A 25,125-nucleotide genomic window follows, 5' to 3' on the forward strand; every position below is an offset into this window, starting at 1 on the left:
CGCGACAGACGGCGGCGATGACGCAATAGTGTGCACATACATGTAGATTGGGCAAATACTTTTGTTACCGGGGGCGCGGTGGATGGGCAGACAGGGCCGGAATCGGCCATGAGGGGGAAGCCGACGTGGTTCGGACCAGAGCGATCGCGACTGTTTGGCGTTGTGCATTCGCCTGAGGGTGGAGCTGCGCGGGCGGGCGTGATCATCTGTCCGCCGCTCGGCAGGCAGCAGCTATATTCGTATCGAGGGTTGAAGTTGTTGGCGCAGGAGTTGTGCGCCAAGGGTTTTGCGGTGTTGCGGTTCGATTACCCGGGTACCGGGGACTCGACCGGAGCGCAGTCTCGCGACAGTGCTGTGACGGACTTTGTCGAGGGCGTCCGAACCGCGGTCGACTACATGAGGTCCGCTGGGGTTCAGCGGGTATCGCTCGTCGGCGTGCGAGCCGGCGCACTGCTGGCGGCTGTGGCCGCCGAGTCGGTTGCCGGGCTCGAGTGCGTGGTCCTGTGGGACCCCGTGACCGATGGTCGTCGGTATGTGCGCGAACAGCAGTCGCTCTACCGGGTATCAGTTTCCGATGGCGGCTCGGACGAACTGCCCGACGAGGTAGGCGCAGTACAACTCCTCGGCATGCCGTTGTCGTCCGCCGCTGCTGCTGAGTTGAGCGCTTTGAAGATGCCGAGTGTGGTCAACGCTGCTCGCCTGCTGGTGCTGACCAGACCGGAATATGTCGGTGACCGTCGGCTCGCCGGCCTCGACGTCCAGGCCTGCGAAGCGCAGGTGATTTCTGGGCAACCGGAGTTTCTCGAGCCGCGAAGCGTGTTCTTCAAAATCCCGACGGATACGGTGGCTGCGATCGAGAAGTGGATGGATGCGAACAGCGCGTCGGAATCGGTACCGTTTCGTCCTGGCCTGCTGGGTTCCGCCGTCGTCGAGGTGTTGCCCGACGGTCGGGAGATTGTCGAGTCGTTCGTCGAGCTCGGGCCTGACCGGTTGTTTGGCATCAGAACTGCAATCGCCGGAACTCGTGAGGACGGTCCCACTGTATTGATCCACAACACGGCTTGCGAACATCGTGTGGGCTCAGGGCGGATCTGGCCAGATTCAGCGCGGGAGCTGGCGACGCTAGGTGTCAACGTGGTGCGCTACGACCGCCGCGGTGTCGGTGAGACGGGTATCGCGAACGACCAATACACCGGGATCCATTCAGCAGCCGCTCAATCTGACGTGACGGCTGCCGTCCATGCACTGGGGGTGCCGTCTCGCAACCTGATGATGACTGGGATCTGCTCCGGTGCATGGAATTCCGCGTACGCGGGTTCGCGATATGGCGTGCGTCTGGTGGTGCTCCTGAATCTCCTGCTGTATTCGTGGCGGCGAGTCGATGGTGTGGCCGAACGCTTCGCATACATGGCCGAGGCACCCGACAACCCACCGCGACTGAGACAGCGGACGTGGGAAACCGTCAAGAAACTGCTACGGGACGACCTGCCATATCCAGGCTGGTTGCTTCTGGGACACTTGGGTTACACGCAGGCTCCCGAAGTGCTGATGACTCCCCTTATGAAAAAGGGTGTGCGTACTGAGCTCGTCTTGTCCCCATCTGACTACGAGTGGTATCAGGCGCATCGTGGCCCAATTGGGGCGAATCGACTGGCACGTCGCGGGTCGACGCCGAAGCTGACCGCCGTGCCCGGCGGGGATCACGCTGTCCTACATCGCGGACTGCAAATATTTATGCGGAAGTACTTGGTGGATGCGGCGCGACGAGAATTTTCCGCGTCGCCGTGACGGCCGCGGTCAATTCCGCAATTGCGGAGCCGCTCTTCTTGCACGTACGCGCCCGCATGGCGTCAGCCCGATGAGCGGCAGCGGCCAGTAAGACGTACAGCACATAATTTGCGCCAAGGATTCGCCAAAATGCCGACGAACGAAGAAGATACAGGCCCACGGCGCGCCACGGCTGCCCGCCTCGGATGAGATTCTCGGCATCGTAGGGAAAGGCCTCAACTCGAGTTCCCGGCACCGCGGTCCGTTGTCGAGGACACGCACTGCTGATCGCGGTGGCATAGAGAAACGCAGCGGCGGTATCGACCTTGTCCTGCTCAAAGGAAAGCATCGGGCCGTAGGGCCGGAGGTTGAGGTCGATCAGCCAGTGTTTCCCGGCCGCATCACGGATGCTCTGTAGATTGATCGGCCCGCTGAGATTCAGCGCCTGACAAAGCGCCCGGCCGACGCTGAGCAGAACTTCGTCATTGACCACTTCGAAAGCCAGTGGCGCACACGTCGGATCGGTGGGGAGTTTGACGGCCTGATGAGTCATGTCCTGGACGATCTGTCCCTGGAATACCGCTCCGGCATACGACACGATCTGACCCGCGACGTATCGCTCGAAGAAGCAGTCGCCTCCGAGATCCAACCTGGCAACGGCAGATTCGATGTCGCCGATGGTCCTCGCGATCACCACGCCCGCGCCTGACGCTCCCAGCTTGGTCTTGACGACGAGCGGTAGACCGAGTTGCTCGGCCGCGTCGGTCGGCGTGACCGCGCACGCCGCCAATTGCTGGGGAGTCTCGATTCCCAACGCGGCGGCAAAAGATGCGGCACGTGATTTGTCACTGTATGTCACCCTGCGTCGAACATCGTCGGCCACTGCCGCCGGCAGGCTGTCATAGAGATCGTCGGGCAGGCCCACCATCATGGGTTCCGTCAGGAACACCTGCGCCACGGTGAACGGCTCGAGAAGTTCCGGTAGATGTTCCAATTCCTGAATGTCCGGCAGGTAGTAGCACCGCGCATAGAGCAGCGATTGGACAAGACGTTCGAGCCTGCCGGCCGTGGCGGTGGTGATTCTGATGGATGGAATGCCGTTGCGGCGGATCAGGGCCGCTACTTGATGGAAACTGTGCCAGAGCGAGTCGTGGTCGAGGAAGACGAACACGCCGGATTGCCGGCGGGGCGGCGCGCCGCGGTGGCCCCGTGACCGCACATTAATAGCGTCACTCACGGCACACCCGGCCGATCTTTTCAGTGGATTCGCTGTGTGGTCTCGCGAGAATAGCTCACGGTGAGCTGCGATGGTGGCTTGTGGGCCAATAAACTGCCTAGACCTTGGCGAAGAGTGCCCGCAATACTGCCGTGGTAGAGGCGATGTCGAATTGCTGTTCGACGAGGCGGCGTCCGGCGCGGGCGTAGTCATCGAGGACGGGGCCGGACGCGATCAGCCGTTCCAGGGTGTCACGCAGGCTCTGTGCGTCCGCCGGCCTTGCCAACAGCCCGGTCTGTTCGGGTACCACCAGTTCCGGGATTCCCGACAAACTTGTTGACACCGTTGGTATTCCGCTCGCGAGTGCCTCCATAAGGGCGACCGGCAGGCCCTCCATCTGGCCGTTGGCTGCGATGATACTCGGCAACACGAACAAGTCCGCGTCCGCCAACGCTTGCTTCACTGCTGCCTCGGACTGTCCGCCTTGGAACCGGACGCGCTTTGAGAGACCGAGCTGTGCCGCCAGCGCCTGCAATTCATTGTCCAGCGGTCCATTGCCGATCAGATCGAGTTCGATCCGATCGACGCCGGGCCCGCCGAGGGACAGTGCGCGGAGGAGCACCTCGTGGCCCTTGTACTCCTGAAGTGAGGCCACACACAGTGCCCTGATGGCGCCGCGTTCCGGGATGGTACGGGGGCGGAATTGGTATGCGGCGGTGTTGATTCCGCAGTGGATCACCTGCACCGGGGTGACGGTGTACTTCGACAGTAGACGGCGGTTGTACTCGGACACCGTGACGATGAAATCGGCGCCGTCGAGTTTGCGGCTCAGCATAGATTGGTCCACGTAAAGGTCGTGTGCGTGCACGGTGACGCTGTAGGACACACCAGCCAGGCGTGAGCAGATCCAAGCGGCCAAGGCGGGATATGTCGCGTAGTGCGCATGGATATGCCGTGCCACGCCGGATGCGTGCAATTCTCGGGCATGAGCGGTGGCGATCGGGACGGTAGCCAAGGCGCGCAGCAACAATGCGGGCCGTCGACCGTAGCCGCGCACGATGTCGGCCAGAATCGACATGGTGATCAGCGGGTGGTGCAGGAGTGCCCACGACAGGCCGACAATGCTTCGCCCCATGCCCGGCTGCGCCAGTTTGTCGACCCATGGCCGCGCGATGTCGTGGACCTGTGGGTCAGGAGACGGGAACAACGACCGCAGCCCGACGTCCCGCTCGTCCCCGGTTGCGAGGGCGTCGAGCTCGCGGACGATGAATGTCTCCGAAATGATCGGAAATCGCGACACCAGGTAGTCGATCGCCTTGGCGCTCAACGCTTACGCTCAACCAGATCAGAGTAGAGGTTGCTGAGTCGGCGGGCCCACGAACTTGACGAGAATTCGTTGCGCGCGCGCTCGATTGCGTTTTGGCCCAGCGTTTTTCGCAAGTCAGGATTGTCCAGTAGTCGATTCACCGCAGCGGCCAGGGCTGCCGGTTCATTGGGCTCGAACAGCAGCCCAGTTCCTTCATCGAGGATGATGTCGGGGATGCCGCCGATGCGTGATGCCGCGATGGCCTTACCCGACGCCGACGCCTCGATCAGGACAGTGGGCAGATTCTCGCCGAACGTCGATGGCAGCAGCACAACATCGGCAGCGCGGTAGACGTCCGGCATGTCTGACCGAACGCCGGCGAACACGATCGACTGCTCCAAGTCGGCGTCGCTGACCAATTTCCGGAATGCGGCCTCGTCGGGCCCACCGCCGACGAGTGAAAGAATTGCGTCGGGGTGTTTGCGCAAAACCTGCGGCCACGCCTCTATTGCCACCGGGATGCCTTTGAAAAAGCGGAACGCTGCAGGTAACACGACGAGCGGCGCGGGGCCACCGCCCAATTCCGCGCGAACCGCGGGCTTGACCTCCCCGGGCTGAAAGTTGGTTACGTCGATTCCGTTGTGCAGCACATCCCAGTTTCTCGGGATGCGCCCTCGGCGGTGCACGTCTGCCCACGATGTACGGCTGGCGTCGGAAACGAACAGCACTCGATCGCCAAGCGTCGCGGCTTCAGCCGCGATCTGCTCGCGCCAGTGCGCGCGGCCGGGCCAGCGCTGCGTGACGTGATGGAACGTACATACCACCGGACGGCCGGTCAGCTTCGCTGCCGGCACCGCGAAGGTTGCCGCCATTTCAAGGTGCGTGTGCACGAGATCGTAGTCACCCCTGCGGATCTCGCGCACCAGGCGGGGAATACCGGTGGGATCCAGCAATCGGCGTACACCCAGCGAGTGAGGGTGCACGCCGGCTTCGGACAGGATCGCCATCGTCTTCTCGGCGTTGACCGAGGCACGATCGAGGCCGACGACGTCCATCTCGACCTCGGTGTCGCGCATGGCGACGGCCAAGTGCGCCAGCAGCGTTTCGGCGCCACCCATCCGGAATCCATCGATCAGGGTCAGCACCCGAATCGGCCTCATTTGAGTACCCGTAGTTTCTTCCAGGGGATATTCGTCATTCCGTCGTAATCCCATTGCAGTCCGGCTGCCGCGTATGTTTCCCCAACAGTTCCGGGCGCGGCGGAGTCATCGCGTTCGAAGCTGACACTGAGGGCGGATGCGCTGACGTCCATGATGTAGGCGCCGTATCGCTGCAGAGCCTCGGCGACGAGGCGCTCCGCACGAGTAAGGTTCAGGCTGCCCAAATCCAGGCTCGGGTCCAGCTGAACCCTGGCGCCCTCGGGCAGGCAGTCGGACTTTGTTGATTGGCCGTCGGTCTTCAACGCCGGTGGGCGAAAGACCTTGGCGCATACGTTGTAGCTCTGCATCGCGAGCGCATGGGGGATCGAGCCCTGCGCGATCTCTGCGACGCGAACCACACCAGCCAACCGGGAGGCGCCCGAACCTGTGCTGGCGCCGCCCCAGCCGGAGCCGTCGAGGCTGTTGACGGCGGCGAACCCGGTCGTCCACGAACCGTTGCCGGGCTTCGCGAGCCAGAACTCGAAAATGGTCCGGGATGCCGGGTCAATCACCACCATGGCGCCGTCCGAGCCCTCCTGCGGTCGCGCCCCGTCGGGGATCGGTACCTGAAGGCCGTCGAACGGGCAATGACCCCATTCGGGGATGGTGCACGGGACGGTGTATCGGGGCGTTCTCGGGCCGGCGGTATATATCGGTATGCCGAATTCGATGGTCGAAGCATTCGCGCTGTGGTCCCAGGCCACGGCACTGATCATCGCGGCGCTATTGGGGTCGACAGGAGCATCGGCCGGGATGAGCGTTCGGAACGGGCTGTCCGCAGCAAACGGCTGGGCAAAATCTGATGCACTTGCTGTGACATGCGAGGTGATCGGGGTCGTGGCGAGACTCGCCACCGCTACTCCGATGCCGATGGCGGCGGCCCGCCGTCGCAATCGCTTGGTCCTCATGGCTCGCATTCTGTCGACCCGATCAGTTCAGTGGCCGCCGTCAATTCATTGCTGATCGCGGCTGCTGCGACAGCCCAGGAACGTTGCACAGCGGCTCTCCCGGCCTCCCCGAGTGTGGCCGCTGACTGGGGATTCTGCAACAATTTGAGGATTGCTGTGGCGAGCATCGCAGGGTCGTTCGGAGGCACGAGCAGGCCGGTCACTTCGTCTTCGATAGCGGCCGGTAGATCGCCCACGGTGGTGCCGATGACCGGACGACCGAACGTGTACGCGAGGTGCGCGACGCCGCTTGCGCTGGCTCGGATGTAGGGCGTGACAACAACCCTGGCGGAGTCGAAGAGGTTCTGCACTTCATCCATCGCGCAGTAGCCAGGACGGGTTTCCGCGCCGACTGCTGCAGCTTTGGCAATCAGTTCGGGGCCGTTCACGTCGGCACCGATCGCCCCCGCGATGACCAGGCGGGCGGTCGGCATGCCGGTCTTGACCCGGCGAAAGGCCTCGATCAGGACGTCGATGCCTTTGTAGGTGGTCCAGGTGCCGAAGAACAGCGCGATCGGTTCCGTTTGGGTGACCGGTACCACGGGGCGGCCTCGATTGATCACGCCTGAGTCGCCGTGCGGAATGACGACGACGTCGCAGCTGGGCCGCCAATGTTCCATGACGATCTGCCGGGTCCGCGGACCGAGAACGAAGGCAGCGTCCATGTGCCGCCACGCGGCGGCGAACGATGCCTGCAGCAGGTGTCCCTGCTTCGGGGTGCTGGTGTCCTTCGCGTCGGATCGGGGGAGCGGTTCGTGGGCGACTATCGCGAACACTGTGCGCGGCAGCAGCTTGCAGATTGCGACGACGAACCACGGTTCGAAGGTGAACCGCCACTGCGAGAACAGCACGGCGCGCGGCGGCCGCCGGCGCAGCTTGACCGCCAGCGTCAGCCAGGCCAGGACAAGCCGACCCGCGCGCGTGCCACGGCGTAACAAGTAGTGCAAACGGCCACCGGCGTCGTCGTTGTCATTGGGGTGCCAGGTGGGCAATACCGAGCGGACCAGAAATCCGGCTTCCTCGGAGGTGATTTCGGGGTCCGGACCGGTCCACAGCTCAACGTGTTCGCCACGGTCCGCCAGCGCCGCCCCGAGTTGGGCAGCGAATTGGAAGAGGCCGCCCGACGGGGAAAATTCGACCAGCACCGTGCGGTTGTCCGTCACGCTGGTGCTCCAGCGGACTCGTGCTCAGCCTCGGTCGGCAGTTCGGGATTGCTGACCCGGAAGCGGCGGGCAAGGAGACCGATGGCGAGTCGGGTGAGCACCATGATCACCAGACCCCAAACCGCGGCGTAGACGATCGTCACTTTGGACCGCAGAGATACGGGCTCCAGCTGTACATCGGTTATCGCCGCGATGCTGTACTGCATGTGACCAACGTTGTCATCGATACGGGTACGCGCCACCGCCAGCGCGTTGGCAAGGTTTCGTCTCGCGGCATCGCCGTCGGAACCCGTGACGGTGAAGGTCAAAATTCCGCGGACCGGGTCGACGTCGATCTTGGCAGGGGCTTCGGTGTTGTGCATGACTTCGGCCATCGTCGGCAGGAACGCTGTGCGAGCACGGACGTTCATGGCGTAGGAGGACCACCCGTCTAGTCGGCCGGCGGGCACCACGATCGCCTTCTGGGCGGCCTGCACTGCTGGCGTGGTCCTCGTCAGCATGGTGACGCCGGCGGCTGCGGCGCCGGCGATCACCGCGACCATCCACGTTGCGGTGGTCCGTAGCATCCGCCGTTTGATCGCAGTTGGTACCGGCTCGGCAGGCCCGAGTGCGCAGGCCAGGGCCAACACGATCGCGAACGAGCGGAAGTACGCGAGGTGCAGGAAGATGCTGGCGACCGACCAAGTGACGACGCCGGTCAGCGTCGCCGCTGCCAGTGCCCGATCCACCGAAATGGGGTCCGAAGAGATCCGCAGTGCGAGGATCGTGAACACGCCACCCAGCATGATCAGCCAGGTGATCAGGCCGACGACGCCGGATTCGGCGAGCAGTTGCGCATACAGATTGTGCGGGGCCACGAGTCCTTCGTGAACCGCGGTAGACACTCTGTCGGTGTAGAAGGGGACTTGGCCGCCGAACGTAGCCGGTCCGAAACCGAAGACGGGCCGTTGCTGAAACATCTGCCAGGCCATTTCTTGTGATGCTTGGCGGCCGAGTACAGACGGATCGATATCGTACTTACGGTCGGCGCTGAACAAGTCGCTTCCCAGCGCGATGATGCGGTTGCCGATGCCAGGAATTACAAACGCCACTGCGATGGCAAGGGGAATCAATGCGAGCTTGGCCGGCTTGCCCGAAGCGATGAACCACAACACCACCGCGAGACCAGCCACCAGCAACGTGCCGCGCGATTGCGTGAGGTAGACGGCGATCACCATGGGTACGGTGGTGAACAGCCAGAACAAACTGAGCAACTGGTTGCCGGCGAGGCGACTGCGCTGTGCCAATGCCCAGCCCATGGGAAGGCCGAGGACCAACAGGCGGCCCCAGAAATTCGAGTCACCGTAGGGGCCGCCGAAACGCTGGGTTGTGATCAATTGCCCTTGTGCTTGCGAAATTGAAGCGAGCCCACCGAACGTCAGATGTCCGCCGCTCAGGTAATTGACAATCGTCAGAATCGACAGCACCGCCAGGGTGGCGGCCACCGCCATCGCCACAGTCCACGGCTTACCGGTGGCTTGGGTGAGTACGAGGATGATCAGGAGATAGACCAAATCCACCACGGATCGCCATAAGACGCCTTGTGATGCGGTCAGGTCTACAGTGCCCACCATCGCGATCAGTTGACCGGCCAGGTACACGCCGACGAGGGCCACACCGATGGCTGTCCAGCGATTGAGTCGTGCTCGGGATTCAGTATCACGTAGGGCGAAAACGACCGCGACCGCACCCAACGCCATGCTGGTCTTGAACAGCGGGGGTTTTGTGTACTGCGCAGCGACCTCGGAAATGTTGGCGATCTCCATGACCACCATGACCACGAGGACGCCGACGATCCACCGCGTGGACCAGGCCTCGGTTACGCGGTGCCGCGGCGCGAGCGTAGCCATGTCACCCCGATACCGACCACGGCGCCGACGATGAGGCCGACGATGGCGCCGATCAGGATCAGCTGGATCGGTGACGTCGCCATCTCCACCGCGCTAGGCGGCGAGATCACGCGGAGCTGGAACGGTGCCGAAACCGCCTTGACCTCAGGCGTGGCTTTTTCGAGCAGATCGGCAACAGCGGTTTGCGCCGCGTGTTCCGACGGTGCGTCGGCCGTGATCGACACGATGGTTGTCTCCGGTACCGCGCCTGCGGACAACGTCAGCTTCGACGGGTCGACGCCCGCTGCTGCGGCGGCGCCTGCCTGCCAACGTGGATCGGACAAGACCGTCGCCGCCGTGCGCGGAACCTGTCCCTGAGTGAGCACCTCCCAATAGGCCGACGAATCCGCTGTCGTCAAGTCGGGCCCGGGAACCAGGGCCACCTGTGCAGTCGCGCGATAGGTCGCTGAATTTAGCAATTGGGTGCCGGCGACTCCGCCCAGGACCCCGCCGATGATCGCGAGGATCGCGACAAGCGGGTTCAGCCACAGGCGTTTCGGACGACTCATGGATGGCCCTTTCGAATCATTATCGCCAGCCGGTTGACGACTGGCCGAACCAGCTGAGGTGCGGTGAGACACAATGCCGAAGCATAGATAATCATGCCCAGTAGAACCAGAACGGCAAGCTGGATCGGTGCTGGTAGACGGATATGCAGAGCGTCGATACCGAATAGCGCGGCGCCCATCGGGACAGCCGCGGCCAACGGGCGGCCGATCACCGAGAGAACCGATGCCCACCCTAGGGGAATCACCTTGCGAACAACGATCATTCGGATCACGAAATGCACGACTTCCACGCTGAGAAGCGCGACGGCCACCAACGTGGCGCTGTGGCCCGCAGCCCACCAGACGGGCCCGATCAGCAGCACGAGCCGGGCAGCATTGATGGCTGTCAGCAGGCCGGGGCGGCCCGCCGCTTTGAGGACGTCTCCCGCATGAAAGGAAGCCGAGTAAACCGTGGTGTACAACGCCAGCACCACAAGGATATGCGTGGCGGCGGCATACCGTGTGCCGTACATCGTTTCCAGTAACGGTCGCGCTGTGGCGGCCAGGCCGATGCCCATCGGGATTGTCAGTGCGACAACCACACTCAACGCCTTCTGATACTGCGCCGACATCGCCCGCCGATCGTGTTGCAGGCGCGACATCGAACTGAACAGCACATCGCTGATGACCGAGCACAGACTGAGCACGACCAGCTCGGGCACTCGATACGCCAGTGTGTAGAGGCCGAGTTCGGTTGTGCCGAGCCGGGTTCCGATGGCCAGGTAGTCGACGTTGTAGATGGCGTACGCGAGCAGTGTGACTCCGGTTACCGGGATGCCGAATCGAAGTAGCGCCCGTGCTTCACTCAATTGGAATCGCGGCGCCATGAAGGTCGGAGCGCTCCACCAGTACATGACCGTGGTGATCGAGACACCGGCAATCTGGCCGTAGACCAGGCTCCATACGCCGTGGCCGGTCGCCGCGAACCAGATGGTCAACGCTGTCTTGACAACGGCCCCGACGAACTCCGGCATCAAGCGTCGCTGAAAGCTCAAATCGCGTCGCATCCAAGACAGTGGGACGACGCCGAGTGCCGAAATCCCTAGGGCGACAGCAAGGACCTGAATGAGCGGCGCGATGTCTGGGTGGTGAAGCAGGCGTGCGGTGCTGCTCGCCGTCGCGGCGAGAAGTGCACCGGTGATGGCGCCTATTCCGATCGAAAGGGTCAATCCGGTCGGGGCGATTCGTTTCCACGGGTGGTGAACCTGCACCAGCGCTGGGCCGACGCCGAGATCTTTGACGTAATCGAATAGGTTGACCAGCAACAACGCCAAGGCGAAGACGCCGAATTCCTCGGGAGTGAGCAGGCGGGCGACGACGATCGTCATCAACAGCGTGGAGCTCTTGCTCACCGCAAAGACGAGGTAGTTCCAGATCGTCTGTTTGCCAAGATTCGCCGCTTTGGCTGCCGCGGACTCCGGAAATGTGTCTTCCGGCGGATCGGCCGAGACTGGTTCCGTCACACTTTCCCTGACGGTCGCCGAATTTTCTGACAGCCCCGGTGCTGCGACCCTTCGCGCAGACGTGTGGCGTCCCATCACTTCGATCACTCCATTCAAAAGCGCTGAGACTGTCTAGCGCGATTTGGGGACGAGCTATCCTCCGGCGTGTGGTCAGTGTATTCGGAGGAGTCGAAGACTTCGCCGTCGGGGACCCACTTTCTGTGCGCTGGTCGATCATCTACATGTTTGCTTAAACTGCATCCTTGCGGTGCTTGTGTCAGGCTACCGCCGTAAGGTGGGGAACACTTCCGCTGCTGGTGTTGGGTAGGGGCGGCGTAGCGAATCGAGGCAGGTGCTGTGGTGTCGGTGACTCTGGTCAGTGCCGTCGATCCGTATCCGACCGATGCCGGCAAGAAGGTGGTGCTGGCGGGTTTCCTGGAGTATTTCCGCGAGCGGTTCGGCGCGGGCAACGTGCATTACCTGCTCGTCGGCGGTCGCGCCCAGCAGGCGTTTCCGGTCACCCTGCATCCACTGCCGCGCCCGAGCCGAAGGGCGGCGCTGACTGCGGTGTCCACCCGCCTTCCGTTTGGACGATCGACCCTACAGGAATCTTTGCTGTATTCACCAGATGTGGCACGCGCAGTAGCTGCAGCGATAGCCCGCATCGGCCCTGATTTCGAAATCTATGACACGATTCGCATGGCGCAGTATGCCGATGCGGCGCGTGCTGATTGGCAATTGTGTTATTTGGATGACCTATTTTCCGAGCGATACGCAGCGATGCTCGATGCGGGCAATCGGTACCCGGATGTGACGATCCGGCCGCTCGGCAATTTCGAGCAGCATGTGCCCGGCCCATTGCGGCCGCTGGCCGACAGCAAGTTGCCGCAGCGGATGCTTCTGCGAATGGAAGGTTTGCTGGCTCGGCGCAGCGAGGATCGCGCGGCATTGCGGTTTCGTCGCAATCTGCTGGTGAACGACGGTGAAGCAGCCCGCTTGCGGGCTCGAGTCGCGCACCGCGGAACTGCCGACGTGATGGCGGTGCCTCCGTTGGTCAAGCCGCCGCCGTACCGTGCGCGCCAATACGGTGGAGCTCCGGAATTCGTGTTTGTCGGGTTGCTGTCACTACCGCACAACGAGGATGGCGTGCGTGCGTTCCTGACTGACGTTTGGCCTTTGGTGCTGGGCCGGATGCCGAAAGCGCGGCTGCGGATCATCGGGCGAGACTGCGGACCGGAGCTGGCCGAAATCGTGGGGCGGCAGGGCGAGTCCGTGACGCTGGAGGGATACGTCGCCGATCTCACCGAGGTCCTGTCATCGGCGGCAGGCTTGGTCAATTACCTGAGGTTCGGATCAGGTATCAAACTCAAAGTCATCGAAGCGCTGGGCCGGGGATTGCCTGTGGTGTCCACGAATATCGGTGCCGATGGGTTCGCCACCGGCACGGAACACGGGGTGCTGGTGGCCGATCAGGCCGAGCAGTTCGCCGAGGCCCTCTGTGACCTGACTGATCCTGCACGCAACCGCGCGGTATCGGAGGGCGCCCGTGGACAATTCGGCACGATGTACGCGCGCGACGCCGTCTTCGCTTGCTACGACCAGGCTTTCGCAATAGGCCGGTAATCGCGGTGGTCACCGACAGCGCTCATCGCGAGGCGGCAGTGCTGGGCACTTGGCCGACCTCGATGTTCAACGCGTCGATCGCGCGCGAAAGCTCTTGCCGCTGGGGCTCTGCCACCCTGTCGTAGGGTCCGAAGCCTAAGCCGCCGTTCCACTGCAGTCTGTCCAGCAATCCTTGAACGTTGGCAAACGCCTGGTCGATGCGCTTGCCGAGCTCGGGACTACGTTGGTCGACTTCCGGCCGTACCGAACCCACCCCGACGCGGCAACCGTCCACGCCGGCCTGAACGTCCCACAAATCGGTGTGACTGAATATCTCACCGCCACCGGTGATGGCTTCCTTGGCCAATGTCGCCAGCACGGTCTGGGCGCCGTGAACCACCTCGTCGGCGCTGACTGCCCATTCCGGACTCGTCAGACCCGAATCGAGCTCTTTGACGTCGGCCAGTAACTTGTCGGCCACCGCGTTGGTATCAGGTTGTAGGCCGCTCAGCCAGAGATCCCTTTCCAGCCGGTGGAAGCCGGTCCATTTGTCGTCTGGATGCACTTCGGCCGGGCCGAGGTCGATCCGAGTCTGGAGGTTGTTCGGAAACCGCTGTGCGACAGGCGCAATGCGCTCGTAGTACGTCCGTGCCGTTGGGTACAGGTCCTGAGCGCCGGTGACGTCCCCCTTCTTGACGGCGCCGACAAGGGCCGCTGTGGCGGTCACCAGGGCGCCGGTCTGGTTGCTGACGTATCGCTTGTAGCTCTGCTCGGCCTCGTCCTGTCGGTCCGCGGCAATGGGGTTTCCGTCAACCTTGAAATCGGCGCTGATGCCGTCGCCGATCAGTGCGGGCTTGCAGGCCGTGAAGTAGTAGCCGGGTTCGTTCAGGGCCACGGACAGGTTTCGCTGCTGCCCCGGCTGAATGTTGTGGACGTCACCCAGCACCCGGGCGCCGGCACCGTACAGGTAGAACTCGGTCACTTTGGTGCCGTTGTTCGTGACAACGAAGTCGGTCCGGCCCGTCTCGGTCGAGGTTTTTGACAGCGTGCATTCATGATCGGTTGCAGCCACCGTGATCTGGTGGGGCCCTGGTTTGCCGTCGGAGGCCGGTGGCGGCGTGGGTGCGCACCCGGCCAGCGACACCGCGACCAGGCTGAGCAACACGGTGGCGGTCCCGACCGCCGTGGCATCGTTCGCAGCACGGGTCATTTGGGAGGCCTTTCGTGACTGGTGGGGCTCAAGGCGAGTAACGCCGGCCGATCATCGGTAACAACAACCTAGCCGCAAAGCTGTGGCGATACGCGCAAGTGTTCCTGCACGGCGACATCAGCTGCCTCCCGGCCGGTCCCGGTCGCCAGCTTGGCATTCTGCCGCACCGGCGTCGCCAACTCGCGTCGACCGATCAGAGCTCCGTTGCCGGGGCGATTCGGACGTCGCTGTCCGCTGTTGACGCGGAGTGCCGAGACAACGAACGAATGGTATGTTTTGTCGTGATGTGGCATTTTCAGCAAACGTAGCGCCGCATCCCGCACGTCCTCGGTTCGACGTTTCCGGGAGCTATCCGGGCCGACCCCTTGGCGCGGGGTGCTCAACCCGGACCGGGGTCGGTGGTGGCACGGCAGTTGATTGAGTCCTTGCACGTTCGCTGGAAAGAAGACGCTTGAGTACCCGACTGAATCCACGGCTCTGGATCCTCGTGGCGTTTGCCGGATTCTTGTTGGTCAGCAACTCCGCTCTCGGCGCACCGCCGACCCACGATTCGATCGACTACCGCGAGATCGCGAGCGCGGCACCCCATCTGCCCCATGGCCACATCGGCTCGGCCTATACCGGCCGATTTGTCGTCCACTACACCGTCGGGCTGTTTTCCTGGGCCACGGGGCTGCCGCTCGGCGCGGCATACGCTGTAGCCCTCGCGGGGGTGCTCGTGGTCCTCGGTGCGGTGATTCTTGCGCTGCTTCAGAGTTGCTCGTTGGGCGAATTCAGCATTGCCGCGGGCTTATTGGCTCTCAGCCCGTATGCCCTGCGGCCCTACCTCATCCAGACGAGCATGCTGGGCGATCTGGTATTTGTGATCGGGCTGGGTGCGAGCCTTTACGGCGTTCGCAGCAGACGGGTACCTCAGGTGTTGGCCGGCCTGGTCGTCGCGGTTCTCGGGCGACAGAGCGCGATCGGTGTCGCACCGGTGTTGGCGCTGTGGGTCTTGCTGGATCCGGCCTGGCGGTCATCGGTATCGATCCGCGTGCGCGTCACGATCGCTGCCGTCGCGGTCGTCTTGACCACGGCGCTCTACAGCGGAGTCAGAGCGTTTACCGCTCGCTTCACCATCCCTTACGAGCCGTCCCTCCTGCACGACTCAGTCCTGAAACGAATCGCCGACTTACCCGCTGCCGCTTCAGAACTGATCACCCACGCTGCGCGCACCATGGCCCCGTTGATCGTGCCTGTCGCCCTGATCATCGTGCTCGTCATCAGCCTCGGGTGGCGCCGTGTGACGTTCCGGTGCTGGGGTTCACTGGTTGTCGCAGCGTCATTGGTAGTTCAGCCGTTGATGATCGATCCGGCCTGGACCGGGTTCGCACACAATGAACAGCGCTTGGCCGCGTTGGCACTGTTGCCGCTGTCGTGCGCTGCTGCCGATCTGCTGGGTCTTGCACACCGCAGTGACATGCCGCGGAGCCGAATCCTGATCACGGTGGGCCTATTGGCCATCGGCTCGCTTCATCATGAGTTCAGCGTCGTCGGGCCGACGTCTCTCGGCACGTTTCTTGCCATCCAGTTCGTCGTCGCGGTGGCAGCGTGCTGGTTGGTGCTGCAGACGAAGCCCACCGCGACACCCGCTCAACCATGATGGGATCAGTCAGCCGTCACTCCCAGTCGCATCGCGCCGGATCCCTCATGCCGGGCTGGCGCCGTTCCACGTGGCCAGGAATTGCAGTGATGTCCACGGGATGTGACTCATGTTGTAGTAGTCCCATGCGATGCCGGCTCCGGTGTATGCCGCATTTCCGGGGTCCAGTTGGCCGATCAGCGCCAGGGGAGCGCCGCCGGCATCCCCGATATACCCGCCGTACGTCTGCAAGGTCTTAGCAATGACCTTCTCTCCGGCCGTAATTCCCGGAATCGCATCGACGTTGATCGACGGGTCGAGGATGAACCGGGTTCCCTGGGGAATGAGCGGCGTCGACGCCAACGCATCGGATTTCACGGCTGGGTAGACGTAGGAATTCGCCGCAAAGGACGACGAGAAGAACAACGCATGGTTGAGACCGGTGTTGTTCGCCGCCGCAGCGCTGAACTCGTCGGCCATGACGATTCCCGCCAGCCGCGAGAACCCGGTGGCGGTGGCCGAACCGGACGTGTCAATCCCGTTGCCGGTCAACGAAGTCATGCCGCCCCACGATGCCGACCAGGTATTCGACGTTGCGTTGTACTTCGCCTGCCACAGGCCGAATACCATGTTGGTGACTGGGTCGACCACGACGAGATGACCGTCGCTGCCCGTAGGAACGGGGGTGCCGAGCGGAATCGGAACCTGATACGTCCCGAACGGACTGGGCCCCCAGGCCGGGGCATTGGTGAACTGGATGGTGTAGCGGGGCGTGTTGGCCGTGACCTGAGATGCCTCGACCACGCTGACACTGTAGGCGTTGATGTCGAAGACGTGCTGACCCCCCGAAATCGCAGCGGCCCACGCTGCCGAATTGGTGTTGAGTACCGCTCCGCCTGATATCGCGTTCCAGAGCCAGGTCGCTGAATTGAATTCCGGCACAGTCGGTGTCGTCGGGGTGGTCGTGGCGAGGATAGGCACTGACACCGACACCGTGGCCGACAGGCTGCCATCACTGGCAGTAACAGCGAACACCGCGGTCTTGGCCCCGTCAGCCTGTCCGGCGGCGATTCGGGCAACAGATGTCGGGGTGAAGGTGTAGTTGCCCGCCGAAGTGACCGTGACAACGCCGGCAGTGGGCTGAGTGATGCTATAGGTGAGCGAATTGTTGTTGGGATCAACGAAGTTCAGCGTGCCACTGACTGCACCGCTGGCCGGGTCGGGTGTGCCCACCGTGGGAACTCCGGCAACGGGCGGACTGTTGAGGTTCAGCACCCGGACAGCGTTGTCGGCCATATCGGACACGTAGAGCTGCCGGCCATCCGGGCCGGATGCGATGCCGTGCCAGTTCGACTCTGGCGCGCTGTCGATGGTGAGAGCGCCCACCACCCTGTTGGTGCTGATGTTGATCACAGACACCGTGTCTGTGGCATTGGCAGCAAACAGCATGGTGCCGTCGGGGCTCAGAGCGAGACCGAGGGGCTTGCTACCCATCTGGATGGTCGACACCGACCGCGCTGCCACGGTGTCGACCACCGACACCGAGTTGCTGCCGTTGTTCGTGACGTACACCTGGCGGCCGTCGGCCGAGACAGCCACTCCGAAGGGGTTGCTGCCCACGGCAATCGAGGCCACCGTCTTGTTCGTTCCGGTGTCGACCACCGAGACCGACTTGGAATTCCAATTTGCGACATACAGCCGGGTTCCGTCGGCCGAGAGCGCCATCGCGCGCGGGCTTTTACCAACCGAAATCGTGCTCAGCACCTTCGGGGTCGCTGTCGAGGTGTCGATCACGGTTACCGAATTGGTTCCCGAGTTGCTTGTGTACAGGCGTTGACCATTCGCGGACAACGCGATGCCGTAAGCCGTTCCACCTCCGGTATTCACCGTCGCCACAACGGAGTTCGTGGTGAGGTTGACCACCGACACTGCGCCGTTTCCGGCCACATACGCGCGGCTGCCATCGCTGCTCAGCGCAATCGCCGAAGGCGAGCCGACAACCGGGATGCTGGTCACCGCGCCGGTGGTCCGATCGATCACTGACAATGTGGAACTGCCCGAATTGGCGGCATACACCTTGGTGCCGGATACTGCGAGCGCGACCGGGCCGGTGCCCACGGTGGTGGGCGTTGCCGACGGGACAATGGTCGCGGGTAAGACTGGCACGGTGACGGTTACCGATGTCGAGGTGGAGGCGTTGCTGACGGCGACTGTGAAGGTGTCCTTGGTGGCTCCGCCCGCAAGTCCGGCGAGCACTCGGCCGGCCAGACTCGGCGTGTACGTGAATGCGCCCGTCGCGGCGTCAACCACAACGGCTCCGCTGCTCGCTGTCTGGCCGGAAAGCTTGTAGCTCAACGTGTTTCCGGCGGTGTCTGTGCCGTTTATCGATCCAGTCACCACGCCCGTAGTCGGGTTCGGCGACGTCTGCGTGGGTGATGCCGTCGGCGGAGCCGTGACCGCCACCGCGGTCAACGGTCGAACTGCGGCCGTTGCGGCGACGGTAGTCGCCGCCGTCTGAGTCTGTTGGCGACGCGTCCAGGCCAGCAGGCCCAACTGCGCAGCCGAGTCGAGCGGTACGAGTGGTGTGTCCATTGGTGCGGTGGGGCCGACAGTCAAAGTCCCCGCGCTCAGATTTGTGAGCGGCGTGGTTGTTGTCAGAGAGGTGTTGTAGTGCGAGACGGCCAGTCGGTCGATGTTGGCGCCTCCGGCCACGACAGGCGATGGTGCTGGGGGCGCCGCAGCGGCGGAGGACTTCCGGGCCGCGGCTGAAGCCGCTGCCGGGCGCGGGGCGGCACTGCCATCTCGCGACGGCGTGGACGCGGTCGAGTTCACCACCGGTCGACTGCTCGGCGAATCGTCGTCGTGGCCTTTTGGGGCACTGCCGGCGCCGCGGGGCCCGGGCCGCCGCTTGGCGGGGGTGTGAGTCTTATTGGGTGCCCCGACCCTCTGGCTGCTTGTCGTCGGCGCGCCGACGGATGCGGATTTGGGCGGATTCGACGATGTCGCACCCGAATCGGTCTCTGCCGTTGCGATACCCGGCACGGCGGCGATGGCCATACCGACCCCGAGCGCAACAGCCAATGCCCCTACGCGTCCGATGCCCAATCCGATGTCCATTTGCCCGGCCTTTCGACGCTGCATGCGGTTTTGAGCTACGAGGTCCGCAGTTGTCGCAACGATGATGGCGAGCATTGACGGTGGTGTATCGAGATTCGCAAACAATTCCAAAAGTCTGAACCACGCTGCGCCACAACAATATTCGCCATAATTTGAGAAATTGACGTAGATGACGAGAAGTGTGCAGTACGCAGCCAAATCAGACCATGAGTATTTATTTGCTAGGACGTCAGTTTGTTTTCAATCGGACCTGTTGGTCGGCGTGACGGCGGCGGCGGCGACGTGCAGCGCACAATCTGGTACTCGCTTTTGCTGAGACCGCGCTGGCGACCATCACTGCCGGTCACGTAGATAGGCTGCGCCTCGGCGCGGCTGATTCGTCCGGACCATGGGATCAACGGCCGTGAAGAGGCCTGGTCACCTGAGCGTAGGCGGACTGTTCCTAGTCGACGTCGCGCGAAGCACGAAATTGCGAACCGATACGGGTTCAGCTCGCCAGCACTTGCAGACTGCTCCATGGGATGTCGGGCATGCTGTCGTAGTCCCACCGCAAGCCAGCGGACTGGTATACGGCACCGATCGAATTCGCGGCCGCCGTGGTGTCCCGCTCGAAGCTTACGCTGATCGACGATCCGCCCCTGTCCATCACGTAGGCGCCATAGGTCTGCAGCGCAGTGGCGACGGTACGTTCGGCTGGCGTGAGACTCAATGACGCGAGGTTGACCGATGGGTTCAGCCGTACGCGCGCGCCTTCGGGTATGCAATTGGTTGCGGTCGAATTCCCGTCGGTCTTGAGTGCGGGGGCGCGATATATAGATGCGCAGACGTTGTCGGTCTGCAGTGCCAAGGCGTGGGTGATGCTGCCCTGTTGAATCTCGGCGACCCGAATGACTCCGGCGAGTCGCGATGCGCCCGAACCGGTACTGGCTCCGCCCCAGCCGGATCCGTCGAGGCTGTTCACCGCACCCCATGAGCTCACCCACGAGGCGCCGGACTGCCTGGCTTGCCAGAACTCGTAGATGTTGCGGCTGGCTTCGTCGATGACCACCATCGCACCGTCCGATCCTGGAGATGGAACTGCGCCAGACGGGATCGGGATCTGGTGTCCGGTGAATGGGCACGGTCCCCATGAGCTGATGGTGCAAGCGACGCTGTAGCGGGGCGTCGACGTGGTGGCCACGTAGATCGGCACCGCGTATTGAACGAGGTTTGCGTAACCGGCTCTATTGCGCGCCGCGTATGCAACCATGTTGGCGCTGTTGGGATCTACCGGTGTCGCGGTGCTCAACGCGGTGCGCCAAGTGCTCGTCGACGTGAACGGCACGCCGGCGGTCCCGGTGCCGGCCGGCACGGGCGGTGGCGTGGTCGTGGACGAACCGGCCAGGGTCATGGTGATCGTGTCGATGAGCAATGCGCGAGTGCAAGTGCTCGTCGAATTGTCATTGGTGAACGTGATCGTCAGAGCGTGTGATCCGGCAGGCACCGTGCGATTCGTGCTGAAGTTCGTCCACGTCGTCTCTTTGACACTGGTCTTGATGACTCGCGAACCGTCGATCGCGACCACCATGTTGGGTGAGCCGTTGCAGGGCACGCCTCTGGCGCGCACTGTGATGGTCGCAGCGGCGGTGACGGGCATGGACAGCGTTGCCGTCGCAGTCCCTTTGGCGATGAAGGCAAGTGCTGCTCCGCTCGTCGCGGTGCCGTCAGAGAGCGCTGTCGCGGATCCGGTGGGTGACACAGACAAAGTGGTTCCGGCGATTGCGGCGTCCGCTGCGTGGGCTGGTGCGGCTACGGCGATCGGAAACACCACTGCGACGGCGAGCGCGGTCCATCGGCGAACTGCCATGACGCGCTCCTGAGGTTGTGGCGATCAGAACGTGTCACATCCTGCAGTCAAGTCGCTATCAAAACAATGGTCCCAGCTATCACTTTGATAACAAACCGCATTTGGCGAGATGGTTTTCGCGTATTGACGGTATTGTATGTTTCTCCTCGGTTACGTGGCATTAGCCACCAATGACCACTCAGCCGTGGGTTGTTCCCGAGCACACCGCCACGACCACTGCGGCAGCGTGGCAGTCTGAGTGCGTCAGTGACACAGATATTTGGTTCCAGCCCTGCTCTGCTGCCAGCATCGCCGCAGCGCCGAAGAGTCGCAAAGCGGGCAGTCGGGCAGTCGTGACTATCTCGATTTCGCGCGGCGCAAAGGCTGCATCAGGCTGCGAAAACGCCTTGATTGCAGCCTCTTTCGCGGCAAATCGAGCAGCGAGGCGGGCCACCTGATCGGGGCCGGCGCACGCCGCCTGCTCATCGGCGGTATATATCTTGTCAAGAAACCGCTGTCCGAACGCTGACAGCGAGTGCTTGATCTCCCCGAGGCTCACGACGTCGCAGCCCACCCGAATCTGCGCGCCCGGAACCTGCGCCTCAGGCGGGTTCATTCGCATGTCTGGACGGGAACGCGGGTGATCAGATCTATCGAATCGACTGTGCCGGTGGGCCTTTCGCTGCCGCCCTCGCGCGCCAGGAGAACTTGGTGGGGCAGCCGCGGTGCCAGGTCGAAATAGTTGTCACCGGGTGTCCAGCCGGGAATGTCGACCTCGACATAACGGAGCGCGACCTCTGACGTCACATTCAGTACCCAGTTGTCGGGCGATGATCTCGACACCATGGCCGTCACTGCTGACGCGGCTTGCCCGACTCTCGGGTTGATCACCAACACGTCGCGCGCGGTGCGGGCGTTGTCGAACACCGCGACGGCTTGCACTGCGTCTGCGGACGGCGGTCCGAAGCGGAACGCATGTGACAGATCGCGAAAGTGACCAGATATCTCGGAGTCGAAGTATGTGACCGACGAAGCGGGCGGCACCGCCACACGGCACGTCGCATCGACCGCGATACCTGTGAAATTCGTTGCAGTCAATCTCAATTCGCCGTTCAGCGGCGTACTGGTGTCGTTGTGTACGTCGATCCGGATGCCGGCCAGCCCATCGTTCGCGACGATGACCGACACCGGTGCCCAGGTGCGGGCCAGCACTGCTAATGCCGCTTTGGCCCCGCCGTCGGAGTCCAGGAGGCCCCAACCGGCGCCGGGCACCAAGTCCCTGCCGGACAACACCAGAGCGCCCCCGCAACCCGAGTCGGAACGTCGCCAGAAGCCGAAACATTCGCGCATTGTGCCGGCGACGGCAAGTCGGCCCAGTTGGAGGTACCGTTCGGCACTGGTGCGCCGAACCTCCAGGACGTCTTCCCCGAAGATCTCACGGACGTAGAAATCCCGAACGTCCTCGAAGTCCCACGAGGATCCCCGGTCTCGGGGCACACCCGCTTTCCAATCCGGATGGTGTCCAGCAACGCTTGCAGAACCGAAATGCCTTTCCACATGAGCGGACTCGGGTGGATTGGAGAACGCCAGGCTCTCGGCTGCGAATCGGATCCCCGCGCTGCGCACGTCCGCCAGCGGCCGCAGGTAACCGCCCACCCCGAACCATCCGGCCACACCGGTGTCGGGGCGGATAGCGAGCTGCGCGCTGCCAGGGGCGGGTGAGGGCGAAGATCGGACATAGTGGGCATCCGAATGCTCTACGACGACCGCAGGGAGCAGTGTGTCGATGACTTCAATGGCGGATTCCTGTGCGCTCAGTCCGAGCATCTCGGGCTGCTGGAGAGTCTCGCTACCACCGCTGACCACCGCCAGTGCGGGGTTCCCTGACACTCGACGCAGAACTGATCCCAATTCGCGCGCGATCAACTCGCCCTGCTCGGCCGGAGGGTCGAACGTCGCCAACATCGCATCCTGCCAGACCAATAGACCCGCTTCCGCACACGCCTGCCAGAACTCGTCTTGTTCGAATGCCAACCCGCCGACGACCCGTACCATGTTCGCGCCAGCAGAGGCGAAAGCCATTACCTGAGAGCGAATTTCCTCGTCTTCTGCGTACATCCGGAACGGGTCCGGCGGGGACCAGGTCACGCCTCTGCAGAATATCGGGGTGTCGTTCACGGTGATCTGGAATCCGTCGGTCGATACCGAAACCGTCCGGAACCCGATCAGCTGATCAATCATCTCGACGCCGTCCGCTGCCACGCGGACCCGGTAAAGATGCTGAGGGCCATAGCCGTTAGGCCACCAGCGTTCGGGGTCGGCGACCGCGACATCGATGTCTACGGCGCCATTGGTCGGTGGCACCGAATGTTCAGCAATCAGGCTGCCGGCCGGATCGAACAGGGCGATATGGATCGACTTCGCATTGGTGGTTCCGGCGATGGTCAGGATGTCGCCCTCGACCCGCGCCACGATGTCCGTGCGCAGGCGCGCCGGGATCACTTTGACTGGACGCCAAATACCCACGGGAGCAGGGGTGTTCCCATACACGGGGGCGCGCCCGAGCAATGTGGTCCGCGCCCAGCGCAGGCCCGGCGATGCGACCATTGTTGAGCGCCAGCGGCCGCGCGGGCGCCGAGTCTCCAGCCAACGGTTCAGCGAACCGAAGCGGATCACCACTTCGTGTTTGCCTGCCTCGCAATCGATCCGGACCGGTAGAAACATCGACTCACATTCGATGACAGGTGTACGGTCCAAGAACACGATCGCCGGGAACGTCAGGCCGGCGAACGCGACATCAGCTGCCTCGTCAACGGTGAACGTGGTACGGCACCACCAGTCGAAATCATCCGGGTTACCGCTCTGGAGGCCGGCCACTGTCGAGGGTGCGTCCAGAACTGATGCCGCTTCCCACTGATCGGCCAATTCGTCGGGGTGTATGAATGCATCAGGCGCGCAACGCAGGACCTGCCACCGGGCCAGCATCGGCCTAACCTACCGCGTCGGCTATGACCTGGATTCCGATCTGCCAGTCCTGGGCCATCGAATCGAGCGCCGGAGTCACGTCCACCTTGCGGCCGTTGGCGACACGAGCCATCTTGAACTGCACCGATTTGGCGTTGCTCGCCACATTGCGCAGACATCCGGCGGCGACCGCCGCGCCCGGGAACTCGGTGTCGAGATATTCGGCCAAGTCGGCGAGCAGCTCAGCGGTGGCGCCACACTGGCGCAACGAAGCGAACGCCCATAGGTGAAATCGTGCGATACCGGCCTCGGGTAGCCAGCTGGCGGCATTGTGGACGCAGGCGGCCAGTCGATCGACCGGATTGCCGCGCGGTCGGCGACGCAGGTGGTCGCGCACGATGGCGGGAAGAGCACCGGGTTCAGCCCAATGCGGGAAGTGCCGGATCACCTCCATGTATGGCGGAAGCGGCAGCGCGGATTCCGCGGTCAGGCCGAAGATGCCATCGAAATCTTCGCCGGTCAACTCGAACAGCCCCGCGTTGTGCAGGTACCGCAGCTCACGCGCGGGACGGTCGATCCAGATCGGGGTGATGGTGGTTTTGACGTGCTCTGCGCGGTACGCGGTTCCAGCCGTATCCGGCAGCCACCAGCTGTCCACCTCAACAGTGTGGAGCACACCGCGCTGTGGGCCTGTCTCCACGATGTCTAGAACGGGAAGCCACACGTTTTCTTCGCCGACCTCCAAGCCGTACAGCCGCCGCAGCTCGTCGGGTTGCTGCTTGCCGAACGTCCAGGACAGGCCGTCGTGATCGGCGGACAACAGTGCTGCGAACGCGGGAACAGGGTTCAGCCCAAGGCAATTCAGTATCTCGATCCAGAGATCCAGGTAGCAGTTGGTCTCGGTCCAGATGCGGTCGGCGCCGTGCGTGAAATGCTGTGCATGGCTGGCGGGCGTTGCGTCGATCCGCAGGGCTGTCGCTGTCTGGGGCACCGCGGCAAGTGTCACGGTCGTCACCCAGCGAGGCTGGAGACGACCGCCTCGATGTTCTTGATCGAGGCGAACGTGGATTTCTTCAGTGCCTCGTCGGGAAATTCGATGTCGAACTCATCTTCCAGAGCCAGCATCACGTTCACTGATGCATGTGACGTCAATCCGAGTTCGTAGAGGTCGGCATCATCGGCCACTCCGGTTGGGTCGACGGCCATCCGACCATGGGCCGCCAGGACCCGCTCAATAGTCTCCCGCATGGGGCTATCATACAGGCCAAAC

General features: G+C 63.2%; 19 protein-coding genes and 1 pseudogene. 4 read left to right on the forward strand and 16 right to left on the reverse strand.

Translation table 11 applies throughout. The features are described from left to right. Positions 1–258: 258 nt before the first annotated feature. Positions 259–1,788, forward strand: coding sequence for a serine aminopeptidase domain-containing protein (locus tag ACJH6H_RS07675; RefSeq protein WP_234789599.1), 1,530 nt, complete (start codon positions 259–261; stop codon positions 1,786–1,788). On the opposite strand, the gene ACJH6H_RS07680 is transcribed toward ACJH6H_RS07675, so the two are convergent. The 8 genes from ACJH6H_RS07680 to ACJH6H_RS07715 form a co-directional block, all read right to left on the reverse strand. Then, the gene (locus tag ACJH6H_RS07680) at positions 1,733–3,004 is read right to left on the reverse strand and encodes a hypothetical protein (protein ID WP_406774594.1); all 1,272 of its coding nucleotides are present in this window, start codon (positions 3,002–3,004) and stop codon (positions 1,733–1,735) included. The two genes, ACJH6H_RS07675 and ACJH6H_RS07680, sit on opposite strands and share 56 nt — an antisense overlap. Before the next feature lie 97 nt (positions 3,005–3,101). Then, complete coding sequence (locus tag ACJH6H_RS07685; RefSeq protein WP_406774595.1) at positions 3,102–4,061, reverse strand: glycosyltransferase family 4 protein; 960 nt, start codon at positions 4,059–4,061, stop codon at positions 3,102–3,104. 245 nt (positions 4,062–4,306) lie between these two features. Continuing rightward, a complete protein-coding gene (locus ACJH6H_RS07690) occupies positions 4,307–5,434 on the reverse strand; it encodes a glycosyltransferase family 4 protein (protein ID WP_244872546.1) in 1,128 nt (375 codons plus the stop codon). An 11-nt stretch (positions 5,435–5,445) separates the two neighbouring features. After that, positions 5,446–6,342: a hypothetical protein gene (locus ACJH6H_RS07695; RefSeq protein WP_234789732.1), complete on the reverse strand. Its 897-nt coding sequence runs from the start codon at positions 6,340–6,342 to the stop codon at positions 5,446–5,448. A 50-nt stretch (positions 6,343–6,392) separates the two neighbouring features. Further along, complete coding sequence (locus tag ACJH6H_RS07700; protein WP_406774596.1) at positions 6,393–7,598, reverse strand: glycosyltransferase family 4 protein; 1,206 nt, start codon at positions 7,596–7,598, stop codon at positions 6,393–6,395. After that, the gene (locus ACJH6H_RS07705; RefSeq protein ID WP_064860126.1) at positions 7,595–9,487 is read right to left on the reverse strand and encodes an O-antigen ligase; all 1,893 of its coding nucleotides are present in this window, start codon (positions 9,485–9,487) and stop codon (positions 7,595–7,597) included. The genes ACJH6H_RS07700 and ACJH6H_RS07705 overlap by 4 nt, the downstream gene beginning before the upstream one ends. Next, complete coding sequence (locus ACJH6H_RS07710; protein ID WP_064860125.1) at positions 9,457–10,035, reverse strand: hypothetical protein; 579 nt, start codon at positions 10,033–10,035, stop codon at positions 9,457–9,459. Before ACJH6H_RS07710 ends, ACJH6H_RS07705 begins: the two co-directional genes overlap by 31 nt. Beyond that, entirely contained in the window at positions 10,032–11,537 is a 1,506-nt protein-coding gene (locus tag ACJH6H_RS07715; RefSeq protein ID WP_064860124.1) for a lipopolysaccharide biosynthesis protein, read from the reverse strand. The genes ACJH6H_RS07710 and ACJH6H_RS07715 overlap by 4 nt, the downstream gene beginning before the upstream one ends. Before the next feature lie 339 nt (positions 11,538–11,876). Here ACJH6H_RS07715 and ACJH6H_RS07720 point away from each other — a divergent pair, with 339 nt between their 5' ends. Next, positions 11,877–13,139: a glycosyltransferase family 4 protein gene (locus ACJH6H_RS07720; protein WP_064860136.1), complete on the forward strand. Its 1,263-nt coding sequence runs from the start codon at positions 11,877–11,879 to the stop codon at positions 13,137–13,139. Positions 13,140–13,161: 22 nt separating this feature from the next. Here ACJH6H_RS07720 and efeO read toward each other — a convergent pair whose 3' ends face one another. After that, positions 13,162–14,328: an iron uptake system protein EfeO gene (gene efeO / locus ACJH6H_RS07725; RefSeq protein ID WP_082934829.1), complete on the reverse strand. Its 1,167-nt coding sequence runs from the start codon at positions 14,326–14,328 to the stop codon at positions 13,162–13,164. A 451-nt stretch (positions 14,329–14,779) separates the two neighbouring features. Here efeO and ACJH6H_RS07730 point away from each other — a divergent pair, with 451 nt between their 5' ends. Further along, positions 14,780–15,970 (forward strand): hypothetical protein, encoded by a 1,191-nt coding sequence (locus tag ACJH6H_RS07730; RefSeq protein WP_131808814.1) that lies wholly within the window; start codon positions 14,780–14,782, stop codon positions 15,968–15,970. Positions 15,971–16,015: 45 nt separating this feature from the next. Here the strand turns inward: ACJH6H_RS07730 and ACJH6H_RS07735 are convergent, their stop codons facing one another. Further along, on the reverse strand, positions 16,016–18,541 hold the full coding sequence (locus ACJH6H_RS07735) for a YncE family protein (protein ID WP_165605577.1): 2,526 nt from the start codon (positions 18,539–18,541) through the stop codon (positions 16,016–16,018). A gap of 100 nt (positions 18,542–18,641) precedes the next feature. Here ACJH6H_RS07735 and ACJH6H_RS07740 point away from each other — a divergent pair, with 100 nt between their 5' ends. Next, positions 18,642–18,872 (forward strand): hypothetical protein, encoded by a 231-nt coding sequence (locus tag ACJH6H_RS07740; RefSeq protein WP_406774597.1) that lies wholly within the window; start codon positions 18,642–18,644, stop codon positions 18,870–18,872. Between the two features lie 681 nt (positions 18,873–19,553). On the opposite strand, the gene ACJH6H_RS07745 is transcribed toward ACJH6H_RS07740, so the two are convergent. From ACJH6H_RS07745 to ACJH6H_RS07770, 6 genes and pseudogenes are all read right to left on the reverse strand, one after another. Then, positions 19,554–20,114: a hypothetical protein gene (locus tag ACJH6H_RS07745; RefSeq protein WP_406774648.1), complete on the reverse strand. Its 561-nt coding sequence runs from the start codon at positions 20,112–20,114 to the stop codon at positions 19,554–19,556. Positions 20,115–20,510: 396 nt separating this feature from the next. Beyond that, a pseudogene (locus tag ACJH6H_RS07750) lies at positions 20,511–20,912 on the reverse strand (carbohydrate-binding domain-containing protein); the annotation flags it as partial. Positions 20,913–21,090: 178 nt separating this feature from the next. Beyond that, positions 21,091–21,513, reverse strand: coding sequence for a holo-ACP synthase (locus tag ACJH6H_RS07755; RefSeq protein WP_234789729.1), 423 nt, complete (start codon positions 21,511–21,513; stop codon positions 21,091–21,093). Further along, positions 21,504–23,876, reverse strand: coding sequence for a hypothetical protein (locus ACJH6H_RS07760; protein ID WP_406774598.1), 2,373 nt, complete (start codon positions 23,874–23,876; stop codon positions 21,504–21,506). The genes ACJH6H_RS07755 and ACJH6H_RS07760 overlap by 10 nt, the downstream gene beginning before the upstream one ends. A gap of 4 nt (positions 23,877–23,880) precedes the next feature. Continuing rightward, entirely contained in the window at positions 23,881–24,870 is a 990-nt protein-coding gene (locus ACJH6H_RS07765) for a DUF1839 family protein (protein ID WP_234789728.1), read from the reverse strand. Next, positions 24,867–25,103 carry an acyl carrier protein gene (locus ACJH6H_RS07770; RefSeq protein ID WP_064860119.1) on the reverse strand — a complete coding sequence of 79 codons (237 nt, stop codon included), beginning with the start codon at positions 25,101–25,103 and terminating at the stop codon, positions 24,867–24,869. The genes ACJH6H_RS07765 and ACJH6H_RS07770 overlap by 4 nt, the downstream gene beginning before the upstream one ends. Positions 25,104–25,125: the final 22 nt, after the last annotated feature.

Source organism: Mycobacterium sp. SMC-21, assembly GCF_045310825.1.
In the GTDB taxonomy this organism is placed as follows: Bacteria; Actinomycetota; Actinomycetes; order Mycobacteriales; family Mycobacteriaceae; genus Mycobacterium.